This is a genomic window from Chloroflexota bacterium (assembly GCA_026389585.1).
Lineage (GTDB): Bacteria > Chloroflexota > Dehalococcoidia > UBA2247 > RBG-13-53-26 > JAPLHP01.
The window spans coordinates 1-15569 of sequence record JAPLHP010000014.1; the positions used below are offsets into that span (position 1 = coordinate 1).

Annotated in this window: 20 protein-coding genes; 10 read left to right on the top strand and 10 right to left on the bottom strand. The window is 52.6% G+C overall.

Going from position 1 to position 15569, the window contains the following annotated elements; genetic code table 11:
• Nucleotides 1-163: 163 nt before the first annotated feature.
• Nucleotides 164-517, top strand: a complete 354-nt coding sequence (locus NTZ04_01055) for a hypothetical protein (protein MCX5990912.1) — start codon at nucleotides 164-166, stop codon at nucleotides 515-517.
• A gap of 86 nt (nucleotides 518-603) precedes the next feature.
• A complete protein-coding gene (locus tag NTZ04_01060) occupies nucleotides 604-804 on the top strand; it encodes a hypothetical protein (GenBank protein MCX5990913.1) in 201 nt (66 codons plus the stop codon).
• A 219-nt stretch (nucleotides 805-1023) separates the two neighbouring features.
• On the opposite strand, the gene NTZ04_01065 is transcribed toward NTZ04_01060, so the two are convergent.
• On the bottom strand, nucleotides 1024-1479 hold the full coding sequence (locus NTZ04_01065; protein MCX5990914.1) for a hypothetical protein: 456 nt from the start codon (nucleotides 1477-1479) through the stop codon (nucleotides 1024-1026).
• A gap of 91 nt (nucleotides 1480-1570) precedes the next feature.
• Nucleotides 1571-1753: a hypothetical protein gene (locus NTZ04_01070; protein MCX5990915.1), complete on the bottom strand. Its 183-nt coding sequence runs from the start codon at nucleotides 1751-1753 to the stop codon at nucleotides 1571-1573.
• A 364-nt stretch (nucleotides 1754-2117) separates the two neighbouring features.
• Here NTZ04_01070 and NTZ04_01075 point away from each other — a divergent pair, with 364 nt between their 5' ends.
• A complete protein-coding gene (locus NTZ04_01075; GenBank protein ID MCX5990916.1) occupies nucleotides 2118-2573 on the top strand; it encodes a GNAT family N-acetyltransferase in 456 nt (151 codons plus the stop codon).
• Nucleotides 2574-2604: 31 nt separating this feature from the next.
• Nucleotides 2605-2814, top strand: a complete 210-nt coding sequence (locus tag NTZ04_01080) for a hypothetical protein (protein ID MCX5990917.1) — start codon at nucleotides 2605-2607, stop codon at nucleotides 2812-2814.
• Between the two features lie 28 nt (nucleotides 2815-2842).
• Here NTZ04_01080 and NTZ04_01085 read toward each other — a convergent pair whose 3' ends face one another.
• The 3 genes from NTZ04_01085 to NTZ04_01095 all read right to left on the bottom strand — a co-directional run bounded on the left by NTZ04_01085 (nucleotide 2843) and on the right by NTZ04_01095 (nucleotide 6239).
• Entirely contained in the window at nucleotides 2843-4798 is a 1956-nt protein-coding gene (locus tag NTZ04_01085) for an FAD-dependent oxidoreductase (GenBank protein ID MCX5990918.1), read from the bottom strand.
• A 34-nt stretch (nucleotides 4799-4832) separates the two neighbouring features.
• Entirely contained in the window at nucleotides 4833-5792 is a 960-nt protein-coding gene (locus NTZ04_01090; GenBank protein MCX5990919.1) for an NAD(P)-dependent oxidoreductase, read from the bottom strand.
• A 105-nt stretch (nucleotides 5793-5897) separates the two neighbouring features.
• Complete coding sequence (locus NTZ04_01095; GenBank protein MCX5990920.1) at nucleotides 5898-6239, bottom strand: EthD domain-containing protein; 342 nt, start codon at nucleotides 6237-6239, stop codon at nucleotides 5898-5900.
• Nucleotides 6240-6414: 175 nt separating this feature from the next.
• On the opposite strand from NTZ04_01095, the gene NTZ04_01100 reads away from it, so the two are divergent.
• The 3 genes from NTZ04_01100 (at nucleotide 6415) to NTZ04_01110 (ending at nucleotide 9824) form a co-directional block, all read left to right on the top strand.
• Complete coding sequence (locus NTZ04_01100) at nucleotides 6415-7044, top strand: manganese efflux pump MntP family protein (protein ID MCX5990921.1); 630 nt, start codon at nucleotides 6415-6417, stop codon at nucleotides 7042-7044.
• Between the two features lie 809 nt (nucleotides 7045-7853).
• Nucleotides 7854-9194 (top strand): 4Fe-4S binding protein, encoded by a 1341-nt coding sequence (locus NTZ04_01105; GenBank protein ID MCX5990922.1) that lies wholly within the window; start codon nucleotides 7854-7856, stop codon nucleotides 9192-9194.
• A 141-nt stretch (nucleotides 9195-9335) separates the two neighbouring features.
• The gene (locus NTZ04_01110) at nucleotides 9336-9824 is read left to right on the top strand and encodes a PH domain-containing protein (GenBank protein MCX5990923.1); all 489 of its coding nucleotides are present in this window, start codon (nucleotides 9336-9338) and stop codon (nucleotides 9822-9824) included.
• A 42-nt stretch (nucleotides 9825-9866) separates the two neighbouring features.
• On the opposite strand, the gene NTZ04_01115 is transcribed toward NTZ04_01110, so the two are convergent.
• From NTZ04_01115 to NTZ04_01125, 3 genes are all read right to left on the bottom strand, one after another.
• Nucleotides 9867-10580, bottom strand: a complete 714-nt coding sequence (locus NTZ04_01115) for a hypothetical protein (GenBank protein MCX5990924.1) — start codon at nucleotides 10578-10580, stop codon at nucleotides 9867-9869.
• 177 nt (nucleotides 10581-10757) lie between these two features.
• The gene (locus NTZ04_01120) at nucleotides 10758-11243 is read right to left on the bottom strand and encodes a phosphatase PAP2 family protein (protein ID MCX5990925.1); all 486 of its coding nucleotides are present in this window, start codon (nucleotides 11241-11243) and stop codon (nucleotides 10758-10760) included.
• A 21-nt stretch (nucleotides 11244-11264) separates the two neighbouring features.
• Nucleotides 11265-12143: a DUF6159 family protein gene (locus NTZ04_01125; protein MCX5990926.1), complete on the bottom strand. Its 879-nt coding sequence runs from the start codon at nucleotides 12141-12143 to the stop codon at nucleotides 11265-11267.
• A gap of 240 nt (nucleotides 12144-12383) precedes the next feature.
• Between NTZ04_01125 and NTZ04_01130 the strand changes: the two genes are divergently transcribed.
• Nucleotides 12384-12557 carry a hypothetical protein gene (locus NTZ04_01130; GenBank protein MCX5990927.1) on the top strand — a complete coding sequence of 58 codons (174 nt, stop codon included), beginning with the start codon at nucleotides 12384-12386 and terminating at the stop codon, nucleotides 12555-12557.
• A gap of 486 nt (nucleotides 12558-13043) precedes the next feature.
• Here the strand turns inward: NTZ04_01130 and NTZ04_01135 are convergent, their stop codons facing one another.
• Nucleotides 13044-13574, bottom strand: a complete 531-nt coding sequence (locus tag NTZ04_01135; GenBank protein MCX5990928.1) for a hypothetical protein — start codon at nucleotides 13572-13574, stop codon at nucleotides 13044-13046.
• Between the two features lie 260 nt (nucleotides 13575-13834).
• Here NTZ04_01135 and NTZ04_01140 point away from each other — a divergent pair, with 260 nt between their 5' ends.
• Nucleotides 13835-14299, top strand: coding sequence for a methylated-DNA--[protein]-cysteine S-methyltransferase (locus NTZ04_01140; GenBank protein MCX5990929.1), 465 nt, complete (start codon nucleotides 13835-13837; stop codon nucleotides 14297-14299).
• A gap of 19 nt (nucleotides 14300-14318) precedes the next feature.
• On the opposite strand, the gene NTZ04_01145 is transcribed toward NTZ04_01140, so the two are convergent.
• Nucleotides 14319-15074, bottom strand: a complete 756-nt coding sequence (locus NTZ04_01145) for an HAD family hydrolase (protein MCX5990930.1) — start codon at nucleotides 15072-15074, stop codon at nucleotides 14319-14321.
• 286 nt (nucleotides 15075-15360) lie between these two features.
• Here NTZ04_01145 and NTZ04_01150 point away from each other — a divergent pair.
• A partial coding sequence (locus tag NTZ04_01150) for a transposase (protein MCX5990931.1) occupies nucleotides 15361-15569 on the top strand: 209 nt, incomplete at its 3' end.

Sequence of the window (15569 nt, forward strand, 5' to 3'; positions counted from 1 at the left end):
TGGTCAACCGCCCGCTCCGCAGTAATGGACACAAGCCAGGTCCGCATCATCCTTGGCGTAGATCTTACAAAGCCTTTTATGACAAGGGGTGACAAATTCGCTGAACAATTAGGGTGACATTTTCGCTGGACAACAACATAGGGAGCTTGATATGTAATGCAAAATGCACTACAATAGCACCGTGAACAAACTGAGCATAGACCGCCAAACCGAGATCATAAGAGTCCTGCGTGAAGGCAACTCCATACGCAGTACCGCTCGCATAACTGATACAGCTATCAATACAGTGGTCAAGTTGCTCAGGGATGTTGGTGCCGCGTGTTTAGAGTACCAGGACAAGTCAATGCACCATCTACCATGTAAGAACCTTCAGTGTGATGAGATTTGGAGCTTCGTTTACTCGAAGGCTAAGAACGTACCAGAGGAACACGATGGTGAATTTGGTTACGGCGACGTCTGGACGTCCACGGCAATAGATGCAGACACAAAGTTGGTTCCTTGCTGGCTTGTTGGCTGAGAAATATCGAATTTGCTTATGAGTTCATCAATAACCTGAAGGGTAGGCTTTCAAATAGAATCCAGATCACTACAGATGGTCACAAGATGTATGCTGAAGCAGTGGAACAAGTATTTGGTGCTGATGTTGATTATGCCATGCTGGTGAAGTTCTACGGTCAAGAACCGGAGCAAGAGAAGCGCTACAGTCCGGCCAAGTGTACTGGGGCAGAGAAACATAGAGTCATGGGCAATCCTAATATCAAGGCAGTCTACACTAGCTTTGTTGGCGTCAGAATCTCACTATGAGGATGAGTATGAGACGATTCACCCGTTTGACCAATGCCTTTTCAAAGAAACTGGAGAACCATGAATATGCTCTGGCTCTATAGTTCATGCACTACAACTTTGTGAGACCTCACAAGACGCTGGCTAATCCCTATCCACGAACTCCGTCAATGGCAGCAGGTATAACAGATGATGTGTGGACAGTTGAGGACATTGTGAGCTTGGCTGATCGGAGATGAATCAAGGGAAAAGTGCTAAGGCCAGGTCATTACGCCTTTTCGTGAATCCCTTGTGGGAATCATCTAATAGCTTGAACCAATCTGCCATTTTGGGTTTTATCTGATGTTCCACTATCAGATGTGCAATGATTTGTTCCACACTGAGTCTACCTGTGGGGAAATGCATGTGTTTTATCGTCTTGTCATTACGGAACGCATTTAGATGCAGGTGTGCGTGCGGAATAATTTTATTCGGTTCTGGTTTCAGGCTGTATTCGTAGCGAAATATCCATTTGCTTTCGTCATCTGGGTTGGGTGATTTAGAAAAAGTGTAACGGCACTCTTCAACAATGATTTTGCTTCGATTATCCACGCAAGCTAACTGACGAAAATGTAAATAACTGAGCGGTTTCAGTACAAGAGGAAGGAAGTTGCCATTTTGAAAACAAGTAATGAAGAGACAATCAGCACGCTGCAATATAGTAAGTCGACTATCCGTAATAGTCCTGTTGAAGACGCTATTCAGATAATCGGCGTACTCACGAAGTTTCTGGATATCTCCGACATTCTTACTCTGCAAACTTCAATATCATCTCAATATCGCGCACAGCAGTAGAACGTGGCAACTTACCGGCTTGTTGGCGCTTACGAAATTCACTGATAGTCATACCTAGTCTCTTTTTGCTTTCCTTGCTAGCGAGTTCCAAAGCTTCTTTCTTGTTGAGTGAGATAACGTCTCCGTATGTTACCATCTTATCCCCCTCACCTCCATACTAAAAGATGCAATAAACCCCTTGCTAGGTAGAACTATGTACGGAAGTAGTCATATCCTAAAGTAACAGCAACACATTTGTCAATATTTTTTCATAAATGAAATCAAGAAAACATAACACAAAAATATCTCATTATTTCTACCCCAAAGTTCATACTAAATGGGCACTTCTGTAAATTTTCAAAATGATACACTACCGCGTCCCATAATATTCTTCCCAGGGTGGCAGGCGGTTATTCTGATCGGGAAAGACATCAAGTCAAGCTATAGAATATGCCAGTCAACCGCCACTTGGGTTACAATAGGCCTATGACCCGGGACAATGGTTCCATCGAGAGGAGTGCATGATACACATCAGGCTGGCTACTGAAGAGGATATCCCGAGGATCATTGAGCTATACGATGAGCTGACTATCACCACTTCGCAGATTGAGAAAAGCCGGAGTCCTTCTCCGGATCATTACAAAAGGGTGTTCGCTGAGATTTGCTCCGATCAGAGGCAGGAGCTTCTTGTGGCTGAGGATCAGGGCGAGGTCGTGGGTACCCTGGTATTCCTACTGGCGCCAAACCTCTCCCACAATGGTACTCCCTGGGCTTTCCTGGAGAACCTGATAGTCACCGAGAAACACCGGCGCAAGGGTGTTGCCAGATCGCTCCTGGAATATGCCGTCGGTCGTGCCAGAGAGGCGGGATGCCACAAGGTGCAGCTCTGCAGCGGCAGGACCCGGGAGGAAGCGCATCAGCTCTACCGGTCACTGGGTTTTGAGGCGTCAGCCTATGGCTTTCGTCTGTACTTTTGAAGGCCGAGCTTGTCCCGGAGAGAAGGCACACATGAAAGACCTTGAGGTTCACTGCCACTCAGGCCGTCATTACCCTGAGCGCCCTGTCTCCTTCATACTTCACGGCGTGACATACAAGGTTGAGGGGATTGACAGGGAATGGCTGGAACCGGGGGTGAGGCACTTTCGAATCTGCACTGAGGACAAGATATTCTTTGAACTCTGCTATGATGAGCAGAATGACGAATGGTCAATCTGCTAGCATGTTCTTGAATGCAGACAGCAGCTGGCTATATGGCCAGTCCGGCGCTACGTCCGTCAGCGACGGCTTCTGCTATCCCCCGGGGGTCGACACAGTCCCCGGCGAGGTGCACTGCGGGTACGGTGCGCCTCAGTTCCTCCAGGAGCGCCGTATTCGGCCTGCCACCTGCAGCCAGGACTATGCTATCGGCAGCAATGGTTTTCTCCTGTCCCTCCTTGGTGATGATGAGCAGGCCGCCTTCCGTCAACTCCTGACATTTCACGCCGGTTAAAACGGTGACCTTCATGTAGGCCAGTCTGGCCAGCAGCAGCTTCCGGAGAGCCAGCGGCATTACGCCTGCCACCTCGTCCAGCATCTCCACAATCGTCACTTTCTTGCGCTGTTTTGCCAGGTACTCTGCTGTCTCGCATCCCACCAGCCCACCCCCGATGACGGCTACCGCGTCTCCCACCTTGGCGCCGTTCAGCACCTGCTTCGCAGTTATGACATTGGCTCTGTCGATTCCTGAAATGGGTGGCACAGAGGGAGTCACCCCTGCAGCCAGGACCACTGCATCCGGCCTGGCCGCGGATATCAGTTCAACAGTAGCCTCTATGCCCAGCCTGACATCGATGCCTCTCTTAGTCATCTGGGATGTGAGGTAGTCGACAAAGCCAGGGAGGTTGTCTTTGTGCGGCGGAACTACAGCCTCAAGCAACTGCCCGCCCAGCCTTGCCTGTTTCTCATAAAGCGTTACCTGATGACCCCTTAATGCAGCCACTATGGCTGCCTCCATGCCGGCAGGGCCGCCGCCCACCACAACCACCTTCTTGCTTCTCCCGGCCGGCTTGATCTCAAATTCCCGCTCTTTGCCTGCAGCCGCATTGACGGAGCACATTATGCCCTTTCCCTTGACCGTCTGATTGTCGATGCACCGCAGACAGCCTATACAGGGCCTAATCTCATCCACTCTTCCTGATGCTGCTTTCATGGGGAGTTCAGGGTCGGCGATCAGACCCTTACCTATAGCAATGAGGTCGGCCTTGCCCTCCTGCAGCGTCTTCTCGCCGAGTTCCGGAGTTATCCTGCCCGCGGCAATGAGCGGGATTTTCACCATCTTCTTCATTGCTTCCACGAAGGGAAGTAGCCCTCCGGGGGCTTCTGCGGTCGGCGGCGGCAGACGAGGGATGATGCCCCACAGCATTGCGGCTATCTCCAGGGCATCAGCCCCTGCCTCCTCGGCCATTTGGGCTATCTGTTGTGCCTCCTCAGGGGTAATACCTGACCCGGGACCGAGTTCCATAGCGCTGATTTTGCACAGCAGGGGATAAACCTCCCCCACGGTCTCCCTGACGGCATCGATGATCTCGAGCAGGAACCTGGCCCGATTCCTCAGATTGCCTCCGTACTCATCCTGACGAACATTGGCTGTGGAAGAGAGGAACTGCGCCACCAGATAATAGCCGGTGCTATGGATCTCCACGCCATCGAAGCCGGCCCTCCTGCCCCGTTGGGCTCCCTGGGCGAACTTGCGGACCAGGTCTTTGATCTCGCCGACGGTCAGCTCTCGTGGCATCTCGCCCTCATAGCCCACTTGTGTACCGTATGGCATCGGAACCGGCGAAGGGGCGACCGGTTGAATACCGGTAATGGATGACTTGGCTCCTCTTCCGCCATGCTGCAACTGCAGTACTGCCTTGGCACCATGCTGGTGGATGACCTCCGCGATCTGGCTCAAACCGGGGATGAACCTGTCGTTGTCTATGGCCAACTGGTATGCAGTTGTCTTGCCCACAGGGGCATCGATGCACGTCGTCTCCACGATCACAAGACCGACACCGCCCTTAGCCCGTTGCTCGTAGTAGGATCTGATTCTCTCCGTGACGTGGCCGTCAGGCGTGGCCATGTTTGTTCCCATCGGCGGCATCACAATGCGGTTTTTGAGTTCCATTTGTCCGATGCGTGTTGGTTCAAACAGCTTCGGAAAATGCAGCGTGTTGCTCAAGGGCGTACCTCCTTGTCCAAGCATCACCTGACTATCAGGCAGGCTTGCCTGCCTTGTAATGGGGTGATTGGCTCAACATCCACCGGCGGATGAGTGGGGCAAACAGTCGCATCAAATACCTTTTATAGCCCAGAGAGGCGGCCACCTCCTGAACGAAGTCTTCAAAGGAGTGCTGCTGGTACTGGAGAATCCTCTGGCTTTCAGCGGTATCGAGCCAGTCGGTGTATGAAGAGGCGCAGGAGGCGAAGGCTCTGTCCGGAAGCCTGCCGATCCCCATAGACTCCATCATGCGGCCGACAAAATCTCGATAGTACAACTGGCTATCTGCCCCGCCGCCGATAAGCAGAATCTTCCCCCAGACTTCATCGCAGATCACCGCATTGGCCAGAGCCAGCCCCACATCCTGCGGATGTACAAATTCCACGCGCGCTCCTGGGGGAGCATCGAACATCTTCGGACTGAATCCGCTCAGCGCCTGCGGAGGGACAACTGCCAGGCGGAGGATGGCCCAATCAAACCCCGACTCTTTGACCAGTCTCTCACATTCCACTTTGTGACGGTTGTAATTGTCCATCGGCTGCACCGGATCGGAAACGGTCCTGGGCGGCGGCTTCTGCTGGCATTCGCCGAAGACGCTGAATGAAGAGATGAAGATGATCTTGGGTGGTGAGGGGAGGTTCCTCATGGCGTGGAGAAGATTCTTGGTGCCGCCTACGTTGACATCCGAGGCCAGCTCGGGCTTATCGTCACTGGCAGGAGGCAGGATAAATGCCATGTGAATAACGGCCTCTTGATCTTGCACGGCAGCGGCCACGTCATCCGGGCGGCGCATGTCGCCCCACACCACATCTATCTGCCCTTTGAATCTCCTGGCATTCCTCTCGTTGCCCTTTGTCTGGATGTCAAAACACCTCACCTGGTGTCCTTGCTCACGCAGCTTTGTCAGGCAGCTTCTTCCAACGTTTCCGAATCCGCCTGTTACGAGGACTTTCATAGCAGCACTACCATCTCGCCTAGCCCTGCCAGTGAACCCGGTGCACTGAACCTTGTTCTCCCCCAAGTGTGTCCGGATGGGGTGGTTCCTGACAGGGTCTTTCTTCTATTTTGAAACCCTTTCATCGATAAGCAAAGTCCGCGTCTTGCCTCTGTCCTGGAACGTCTCTTCGTCAGCAAGAAAGATCTTGCCCACTTCCGTCTTGTAGTCGCCCAGTATTTCCTGGACTTTCATAGCCCCTTCTATGTCATCGAACCAGAATTCAGTGATGCAATCGAAGTCCATCTCCTCAGCACCAGGCATAGCGATGGGGTAGTTCCGCACGTATCTCTTGAAAGTGGGGAAATGCTTCAACGCCAGCGGCGCATGCACTTCCTCGTAGTGCTTGACGAACTCCTCCCGTGATATTCCTGGCTTTCTCTTGATCAGCGCGATTGTTTTCAGCATGCTGCTCTGCCTCCTGTATGAATTGTTTCTCTCACCTGTGTTTTATGACCTGGAACCAAACGGTTCTGGCCATCTTTTTGGCCGGATAACGGCTCCTCCGAGCCTGACATCGGTTGCCTCGGACAGTAACACAAGTGCTTTCTGCCTGTCAACCTGCAAGGTGATACGGAACAGTATGGTCTGTAATGCAGAGGGACATGGACATCGCTTGTCCCACCACCGCTCGCCTGATATTATTGCCGCTGTGGACTTGCTTTCCATACTCCTGATAGCACTTGGCTTGTCCATGGACTGCCTTGCTGTCGCCATTGCCGGTAGCATCTCGATGCAGGACTTTTCCTACCGCCAGGCATTGCGCACCTCTCTTTCCTTCGGGTTATTCCAGTTTGGCATGCTGATTCTGGGGTGGCTGGCCGGGAAAACGCTTGTGGATATAGTGGGGCATTACGATCACTGGGTGGCCTTTGCTCTGCTCTCCGTGGTCGGTGCAAGGATGATCTGGGAGGCACGCAGTTCTCATAAAGACGGTCAGAAACGGACCAACATCACTGAGGGAATTGCCCTGATCACCCTTTCTGTGGCAACCAGCATTGATGCGCTGGCAGTCGGACTGAGCCTGGCCTTTTTGAAGTCAAGGATAATGATTGCCGCCCTGATAGTTGGGGGCATTGCCTTCCTGGTGACGGGTGCAGGTTTCTATGCGGGCAGACGAATCGGGACGTGGTTTGGCAGATGGGCCACGGCGGTTGGGGGATTAGTCCTCATAGGCATTGGAGTGAGGATTGTGGTGACCCACCTTGTTTAAGAAGCCGGCGCGTTGCAGGGGCAAAGTGCGCTGCGCCCTCCACCACTCAGTAGGGATAGACCTTGAGGTCTGTCCGCTAATTTCGGACAGAACTGAAGCTCTGTCCCTGCTTGAAAGAGAGATGTTTCCCCCTCCCTCTAACTCCCTCCCGCCAGGGGAGGGAGAATGGCTGGATTCCCGCTTCCGCGAGAATGACACAGTGGGCAATATGAGGACGACAGCCACGCGTTGCCCCGTCGTAGGGGGCGGTTTTCAAACCGCCCCGAGAGGGCTGAACCCACCCCAACGCCTTTCCTTGAGGGCGCATAGCTGATCCTTCTGCTGAAGGATGGCTCATAGCTCATGGCTGTTTGTGGAGATTGCTTCGTCGTCCTTCTGCGGATCCTTCCCAGAGTGAATGGCTCGCAATGACAATGTTCTTCTCTTGTCATTCACACGAACGTGGGAATCCAGGAGGGGATATCTGCAATGCCCTCTCCCTTCGATGGGAGAGGGCTAGGGTGAGGGTGATGTTGCCCCCTCCCTCTAACTCCCTCCAGGGGAGGGAGAATGGCTGGATTCCCGCTTCTGCGGGAATGACATGTGAGGGAAAGGGGAATGACATTAGTGAGCAGGGCGTGGGAATGATTACTGTCTCTCAGTAGGGATAGACCTTCAGGTCTGTCCGCTAATTTCGGAACGTAGCAGGATTCACGCATTATGGAGACAACCTCCACAAGCGACAAGTTGACATCATGTGATCACAGTGATAAGGTCGTCAGAGATATCCATCCACTGCTGGCCAACGGGGGGATTGGGGGACAGTTAGCATGGCACACATAACCTCAAAGAGTTATCGCAACCTGCAGAATAGACTGGATCAGGCACCACAGGGTGCGCCTCCTTCCGGAGCTCTCTCCAGAATATTGGAGATACTGTTTACCGGAGAGGAAGCGGAACTGGTGTCCGTTCTTCCCATTAATGCGTTTACCCTTGCAGAGGCGGCCAAGCTCTGGAGAAAGTCCGAGGGTGAAGCCAGAATGATACTGGATACACTGGCGGACAAGGGTATTCTGTTTGATCTCGCCGTTGGTGAAATCCAGGCCTATGTTATGACTCCCACCATGGCGGGGTTCTTTGAGTTCTCCTTGATGCGTTTAGATGGCCGCTTCGACAAGGAAGTCCTCTCCGAGCTGTACTACCAATACGTCAATACCGAACCGGATTTCATCAGGTCAGTCTTTGCGATTGAACCCAGCATATTGAGAATCTTTGTCCAGGAAGACACGATCTCAGAAAACGACAGGGTCGTGGTACTCGATTATGAGAGAGCCACCCACATCATCGACACAGCCACCCGCATTACCGTCGGTATCTGCTACTGCCGCCATAAAATGCAACATCTGGGGAAAGCCTGCCAGAATCCTCAGGAAGTCTGTCTCACCTTCAATACGGCAGCGGAGAGTCTCGCCAAGCATAAGATCGCCAGGGAGATCGGTCAGAAGGAAGCCCATCGGATTCTTGAAGAATGTATGGAACTTGGCTTGGTGCAACTGGGGGATAACGTGCAGGAGGGTGTCAACTGGATCTGCAATTGTTGCTCTTGCTGTTGCGATGGCCTGCTGTCATATAGAAAGCTGGGTTACAATGCGAGGATAACCACGAATTACATCTCCGGACAGGGACGGGGTGAATGCAAAGAGTGTGGCAGTTGTGTCGAACGATGCCCTGTTGATGCCATCAGTCTTGGCGAAGACAAAGACGGTAGCGAATATGTCAGGGTTGACGCCGACCGGTGCATTGGGTGCGGCGTCTGCGTCAGGTTCTGCCCCACCGGGAGCAGGGTTATGGAAAGAAGGAAAGAGACGATGTTTGTACCGAGAGACTCCTTTGAGCGCATAGTTCTCAGTGCGATCACCACAGGGAAACTGCAGAACCTGCTTCTCGATAACCGCACGCTCTGGAGAGAAGATGTATTACGTCGTCTTCTGAAGCTCATCCTCTCTCCGCAACTATCCAGAAGGCTGTTGGCACAACGGCAGGTACGGTCGAGATTTATGGAAGCGTTGATAAGAACGCAACGCTATACTGTCGTTAACAAGATAGTTAATAATGGGAGGAAGCCGGACTATTCGCACTCCGAGCTGGCGAGAGAACTGCCGGGGTTATAGGATGACCGCTGTTAGCAGAACAAGGATGGTTATCCTCCATCCTGCTGTCCCTGCTCTCTGTGTGGTTGACAATGAAGCAGAGCAGTGTAGAAAAGCCTCACGTGAGATGGCACTGAGGTTGATGCCAACCACCTGGAAGAGATGAAGAAGAGTCCCTTGCCAACCGCGCCAGGCGGCTGGTGCTATCTGATGTACGAAGATATCCCCCGGTACGACTGGTCACTGAAGCTAATCCTGGGGGCCATTCTGGCGGGCACTCTCGTAGCAGGGATTGTGCTCCTCTTTGTTGATGTTGCAGGAGGCCTGACGATGCTTGGGGTGACTCTCCTGGATGCGCTGCTCTTTTACTTTGTTGCACCGCGGCGATACCAGATATTCAATACCAAGGTCAGAATAGTGCTGGGATGGCCGTTCGGTATGGACATTCCCCTATCCACCATAAAGGAGGCCAATCCGGCCTCCAGGGGGGACACCTTTGGCTATTGGGGCATCCGATTGGCTACCTCGTCGAGCGGTGCGATGGAGATCGTCCGCACGAAGGGCTGGAACGTCGTCATATCACCATCGAATAGAGAGGCTTTTCTGGAGCGTCTGAATCAATCGCTCAAGGCTGTACAGGACTCACAATAGCGGAGTGGCTAGAATCGCTTTTGGATAGCCCTGGTACAACCTTCATGACGCCTGTGCCGTTGCGTGAGGTTGCCTCTCCATCTTCAATGCCCCATACGACTGAATAAACATGCATATTATCTCGGCATACACCACAATCTTCTGTCCGGTTGCCTGAATCCTGACGCCGTTCGATGTGTCGGCATGCGGACCGCCGAACAGCAGCCAAAGGTAGATCGCCAGGATAAGGGCAAAACCCAGATAGGTGAACGCATAGACCCTGGGATAGTCTTCACTGAGGAATATGGCAGCGGAATACAGTGCCACCACCAGGAGGAACGTGGTGAATGCGATGTAAACGAACAGCCTGTGCACTGTGAGATGGAGGTCCGACGGCGCGAGCGCGACGCCTGCGTATGAAACAGCCGAGACTGCGCCGAAGATCGACCCGAAGACAGAGAGATTTCTGGTGGCTCTCCTTCCTGCAAACAGGCGGGGGATGGCTGCAAAGAAGAGAACGAGGACCAGCGCGCCGACTGAGAGCGCGGTGATGAAGAGGGGAGAGGAAACTGTATTCGAGTCTCCGGCGTAGGTGGCAGTTCTACCCAGATCGCTGAAGAAGTTGCTCCAGAATGAATAGCCTGTCGTCTCGGGGTTGGCCTTCGTTCCACCCGGATAGAAGAACATGGCAACGACAGTGAGAACGACGAACTGGGCGCAACCGGCCATGCCCAGGATAAATGCCCACCGTCTCCAGTTCAGGCTGCTGTTCCCCATAACATTTGCTCCTTTCCAGTTCGGGCTCGATCTAATCTGTGTAATGCCCCCAGCAAGGACGTGCCTTCGTGCAGTGCTGGCGCATGAGTCTACGGACATCTAAGGCGAATAGATATATTTGCATGGAAATCGGCTTGGACAATATCATAAGCAGCGAGGGGGTGTCAACTACCATCACTAAGACTGGTCACTGTCTGGCCGACCGAAACCTCGATCCACCTTCCTCAATATCAGCCAGGCTATGCCCGTGGCGGTGATCGCTATTGCAACTCCTCCGATGATATCGACAGGGTGATGGCCTTTGGCCGCTACCCTGGCAATGCCGATGAGTATCCCCAGTATTCCCAGGAACAGCCCGAGCTTGCGGTGATAGGCAAATACCACTGCCGCGGTCACCATCGCATACAGGGCATGATCCGAGGGGAAGCCGTTATCTGGCTGGTGATGAATGATCGGTTGGACGTGTTCGACTACGAAGGGGCGGGTATCATAGTAAAGATGGCCGGCAACCCATGCTGCCAGGAAGGCGATGGGGAAGGAGAGAATGGCCAGCTTTACTATCCTGGTTCGGACCGTTCCTTTTGACAGGAGTGCAGCGACCACGCCTATCAAACCGACGGCAGCGATAAGATACTCGCCGGCAATTATTATCAGTGTATCCACATGTGGGATTATATCACGATATTAAATTGACTGGCCTGACTTGAAGGCTCCGGCAAGGGTATCACGGGAGAAGTAGTCTCCCGTCCGGCCTGCAGTGGCGTACTCGTACAATGCGGTGGTATAGATGGACTGCAGAGTGGATGAAAGGGCCACAATGAACAGCACACCAAGCACAGCAATGGAGATGAGGACTATGCCGATGGCCAGTCCGGCGGTGCTCCCGCTGGTCAGAGCGAGTATACCGGTTATCCCGAACACTGCGCCCACAACCAGGGCCAGAAGCCCCATCGCCAGCGTTATGCCAGCCTGCCCGACAACCGCCTCACCCCAGCTCCGCTTGATGACGCCAACCGAGCGTTTTATGGCTTCGAAACTGCCCACCCCCTCGTAGGCAATGACGGGTATTACAAAGAAGGTTGCCAGGCTCCAGGCCATTCCCACCAACCCGATGGCAATCTGAGCCACGATTCGCCCCCAGCCTTTGGTATTGTTGCGGGCGGCTCCTTCCAGCAAGCGCAGCAGCAGGCCTACGATGGCGGCAATAACCGCCCAGGTGAGGACTGCCCCCAGACGTTTGTTGGCTTCCCGGACTCCGTATCCAAGAGTGGGGTTACCCCCTGACAGACGGAGCTTGACCGACGCCACCAGCGCTACCTGAAAATAGATGGTGATAAAGTAGGTGCCGAAGTAGAACAAAAAGATGAACAGTATGCCAAGAGCAGATACGCTCTGGCTGCCGCCAAAGGCGCCCGTTGCGAACCCCACACCCCCAAGTATGCCTGCTACCACCACACCTGCAATGAAAGCGATGATGGGGAAGATCATCAACTCCGGGTCTTTGCGCACGACCCCCAGGCTCTGCTTGGCCAGGTTCCAGCTTCTTCCTATCGATCCAAACACACTGCCTCCTTTCGCACTGCCTGCCTTGCGGCCAGGCAGGTGCTATGGTTATGTAAATAGTACCTCTCTAAGCCTGAGAAGCTCTGACAGCAGGTCAGTATAAGACTGTCAGTGTTAGAAAAACGTTAGAGGACTGCTAGAATTTCCTTAGAATTTCGGGTAGTGTGTCATTTTGAAAGTGGCTACGGCCAAATTGACGTAGATGATATAATGAACTCAGCATCGACTGAGGAGGTCACAATGAAACCAAATCCAACACAGAAACAGGGAAATGTTGCCAGGCCAGTTCCGGTTCCTGGCGGAGTGAGATGGGATGAGTCTGGCGATGGGGCAAGCCTTTGGCCGGAAAAGGTCATAAGTCCCTTGCCAGATAAGGCTATTCCTCTTCCGAAGTATAGTCCACCAAAGAAATGACAAACTGCGACGACCAAGCGCCTGATGAGTTTAGGATCTGTGTTCCCTGATTTCTTTGGTGAGCGCACGACAGTCATCGAATGTGCTCCATAGAGTATCGAGTGCCCAGAGTAGAGACCCTATGATAAAGATGATCAGCACAGGCCTTCCCGCGTGTGCCGGTAGATACTGGATCATGAATATGAGGACGGCACCCAGAGCGAACATCAAGCCAGATGCCTTGGCAATCAGTCTGAAGTACCTGAATCTCTGTTTGCATCTCTCGTCAATCCACACCTCCTTAAATATGCGGCCTAGCTTCCAGCCAACCCCATTATCTCTTCAGGGGCATCCGTAAAATCAGGCTCTCTACGATACGTGAGGTTATTTCAAAGACCTGATTGATTTTCCTGACGATTGTCCTGTCTGATTCCGATATTTTTTGCCCCATTGAAATTCCCTCTCCCTTCATCAATATGTGCCGATGGATATCGTCACTTCTGGTTGTTAGATAATGGCAATTCCGCAGCGGTTAAGCCTTTCAGGTTTGAAAACAACTTCCGTCCACTTGTCGACAAGCACGTCATATCGTTGTCTCCCCGACTTTGTCTTTGTTGTTGGAGTTAACTTGATGAGACATCCTTCTGCCCGTCGCTTTAGGTCATTGGCAAGCAGCACCACGTTCGAACCTGGAACTTGGAGTCTGCTTTTATCCCTGTCATAAATTATGTATCCTACCCCTGTACGACTTGAGAAGACCGCCTCGAAGGATTTTTTCCCGACCTGATATCGAGGTGCATGAATAACAAGTGTCGCCGCCCTTTTCATGCTCTCTCCTTCGTCCTTCGAGGCCATCTTTGCACCAGGGTCGACCGGAACTTCAGTCGTAGAGGCAACTCCGGCAACAAAGTGTTCCAAAGCCAATCCTAGCACTCTCCGCAGTGTTGCATTAGGCGGCTCAAATACAAGACCTAATTCTATTGCTCGTTTTTTGAGCTCAGTCATAACTTCATCGTCGATTCGGATCACTGGAGCCATTAATATGACCTCCCCTATATTCGCTACTTTGTTATTTTGTTACATTAAATGGAATTGTATATTGTATTAAGCAGCTTGTCAAGAGGAAAGGCAGCAAGGTAGTGTATCAATGATACACTACCGAATTTGGAGGGCTGAGAGATCCAGACTGTGGTATCAGGTGCAAAAATATAGCTATAATAGACAGCACACTGGCGTCTCGGTGCACGTGTTTCCTGCTAATAAGTATGTCCTGCTTACCGGCAAGCAAGGAGTCAAATATGGTCGAGCAACATACGGCATACTACGCGTCCGAAATCGGGGCCTTAGAGATTGTGGGGACGGCGGACGGTATCCTGTCGGTGCGTTTTGCCAGTAATACGGGTGGTAATGGTGCCCAAATTCACGAATGCCTGCAACCCTGCGTGAGGCAACTCGACGAGTATTTCTGCGGCAGACGCCGGGAATTCTCGATACCTGTCCGGTTGCAGGGCACTGATTTTGAAAAACGTGTCTGGAAGGCCTTGCGCAGGATTCCCTATGGCCATACCAAATCATATTCAGAAATCGCCAGGGAAATTGGTTATGAGAAGGCCGCCAGGGCTGTCGGTAATACGGCCAGGAAGAACCCCCTGGCGATCATTGTCCCCTGTCACCGTGTTATTGGCAAGGATGGGAAACTAACGGGATATGCCGGTGGACTATGGCGAAAGGAATGGCTGCTGAAACACGAAGAGACTCATTAGGAGGCGGCCGCCGCCGTGTTCACAGGGGTTCTTTGTTCCTCAGCAACCCTTCAACCAGGGCAACAACACCCAACAGCGGTCCCTGAAAATCGGGCTGGCGGATCTCGGCCGTGGCATAGATATGAGAACTCCGACTGAGCTCCATGTCTGCCGCATCTCCGTCAGTGACCAGGTATGTCTTCATGCCGATATTGGCCACGATCATATCATTCACCGGGTCATTCCCTATCATCAAACATGCCTCCGGGGGCTCGCTGATTCTTCTGCAAATCTCCTGATAGTATTCAAGGCGGGGTTTGCAGTAGGACGTATTCTCGATGTGGGTTACCAGGTCAAATTGCAGGTCCCCGATGCCTGCCCACGATAGCCGCTTGGTCTGAGCCGTCAAAGGCCAGATGGGGTTAGAGGCAATCACCAGCTTCACGTCTGTCTTCTCTAATCGGAGGAACAGTTCGCGCACCCCTGGAGACACCGAGACCAGAGACTGAAGGTGATCGTACTCGGTATCGTAGAACCTCATAAAACGTTTCCAGATTTCGTCCCTGAATCCTTCGTAACCGGTGCAGAAGACGTTCAGGAAACGATCTGCGTTAGACATTTCGCCATTGTTATTCAGCAGCGACTGGATGCCCTTGAGGAGCCTCTCTATTAAGACGTCACCGGGCATAATATCAGCGAACACCAGCATGATCCCGGGGAGGTAGCTCTCAAAGAACTTGCGTTCGCTGTAGTGAATCAGCGTATTGTCCAGATCAAAAAGGATGGCCTTAAGCATAATACATTCCCGGTCTTGGCTTACTGTTGAGATATTCTACTGCCATGAGCGCACTACAGCAAACGTTTCGTTGCCATAGGTAACTGCAGGATCGGGACATGGTACGTTTGCCCACCAACTGCCCGATTTGCCTGGTGGGGCAGACCGCATCCTGACTTGGGTGCTGATCGTGAAGATAGTGGTCTCCACCCTGTTGGATATTGTTGTGCGAGTTTGGCTTTCGTTGCTAGTACTATTACGTTAAGTACTCTTGACAATGACCTGGCGTTGAGCACATACTATGGTCATGAACAAAACACGTGCTCAACGCGAACGACTGAAGGGTTTTCTGGACAGCATGTTGGTGTCCCTGGACCGCTCGGAGCGTCGTCGGTGGGGTGGTGTCTACGTGCGGGGACTGCTAGCGACAGGTGGACGCAAGGCAACGGCGAGCATGGCCGCCCATGTGTCGGACGGCAACGTGCAAGCGATGCAGCAGTTTATCGGTCAGAGTCC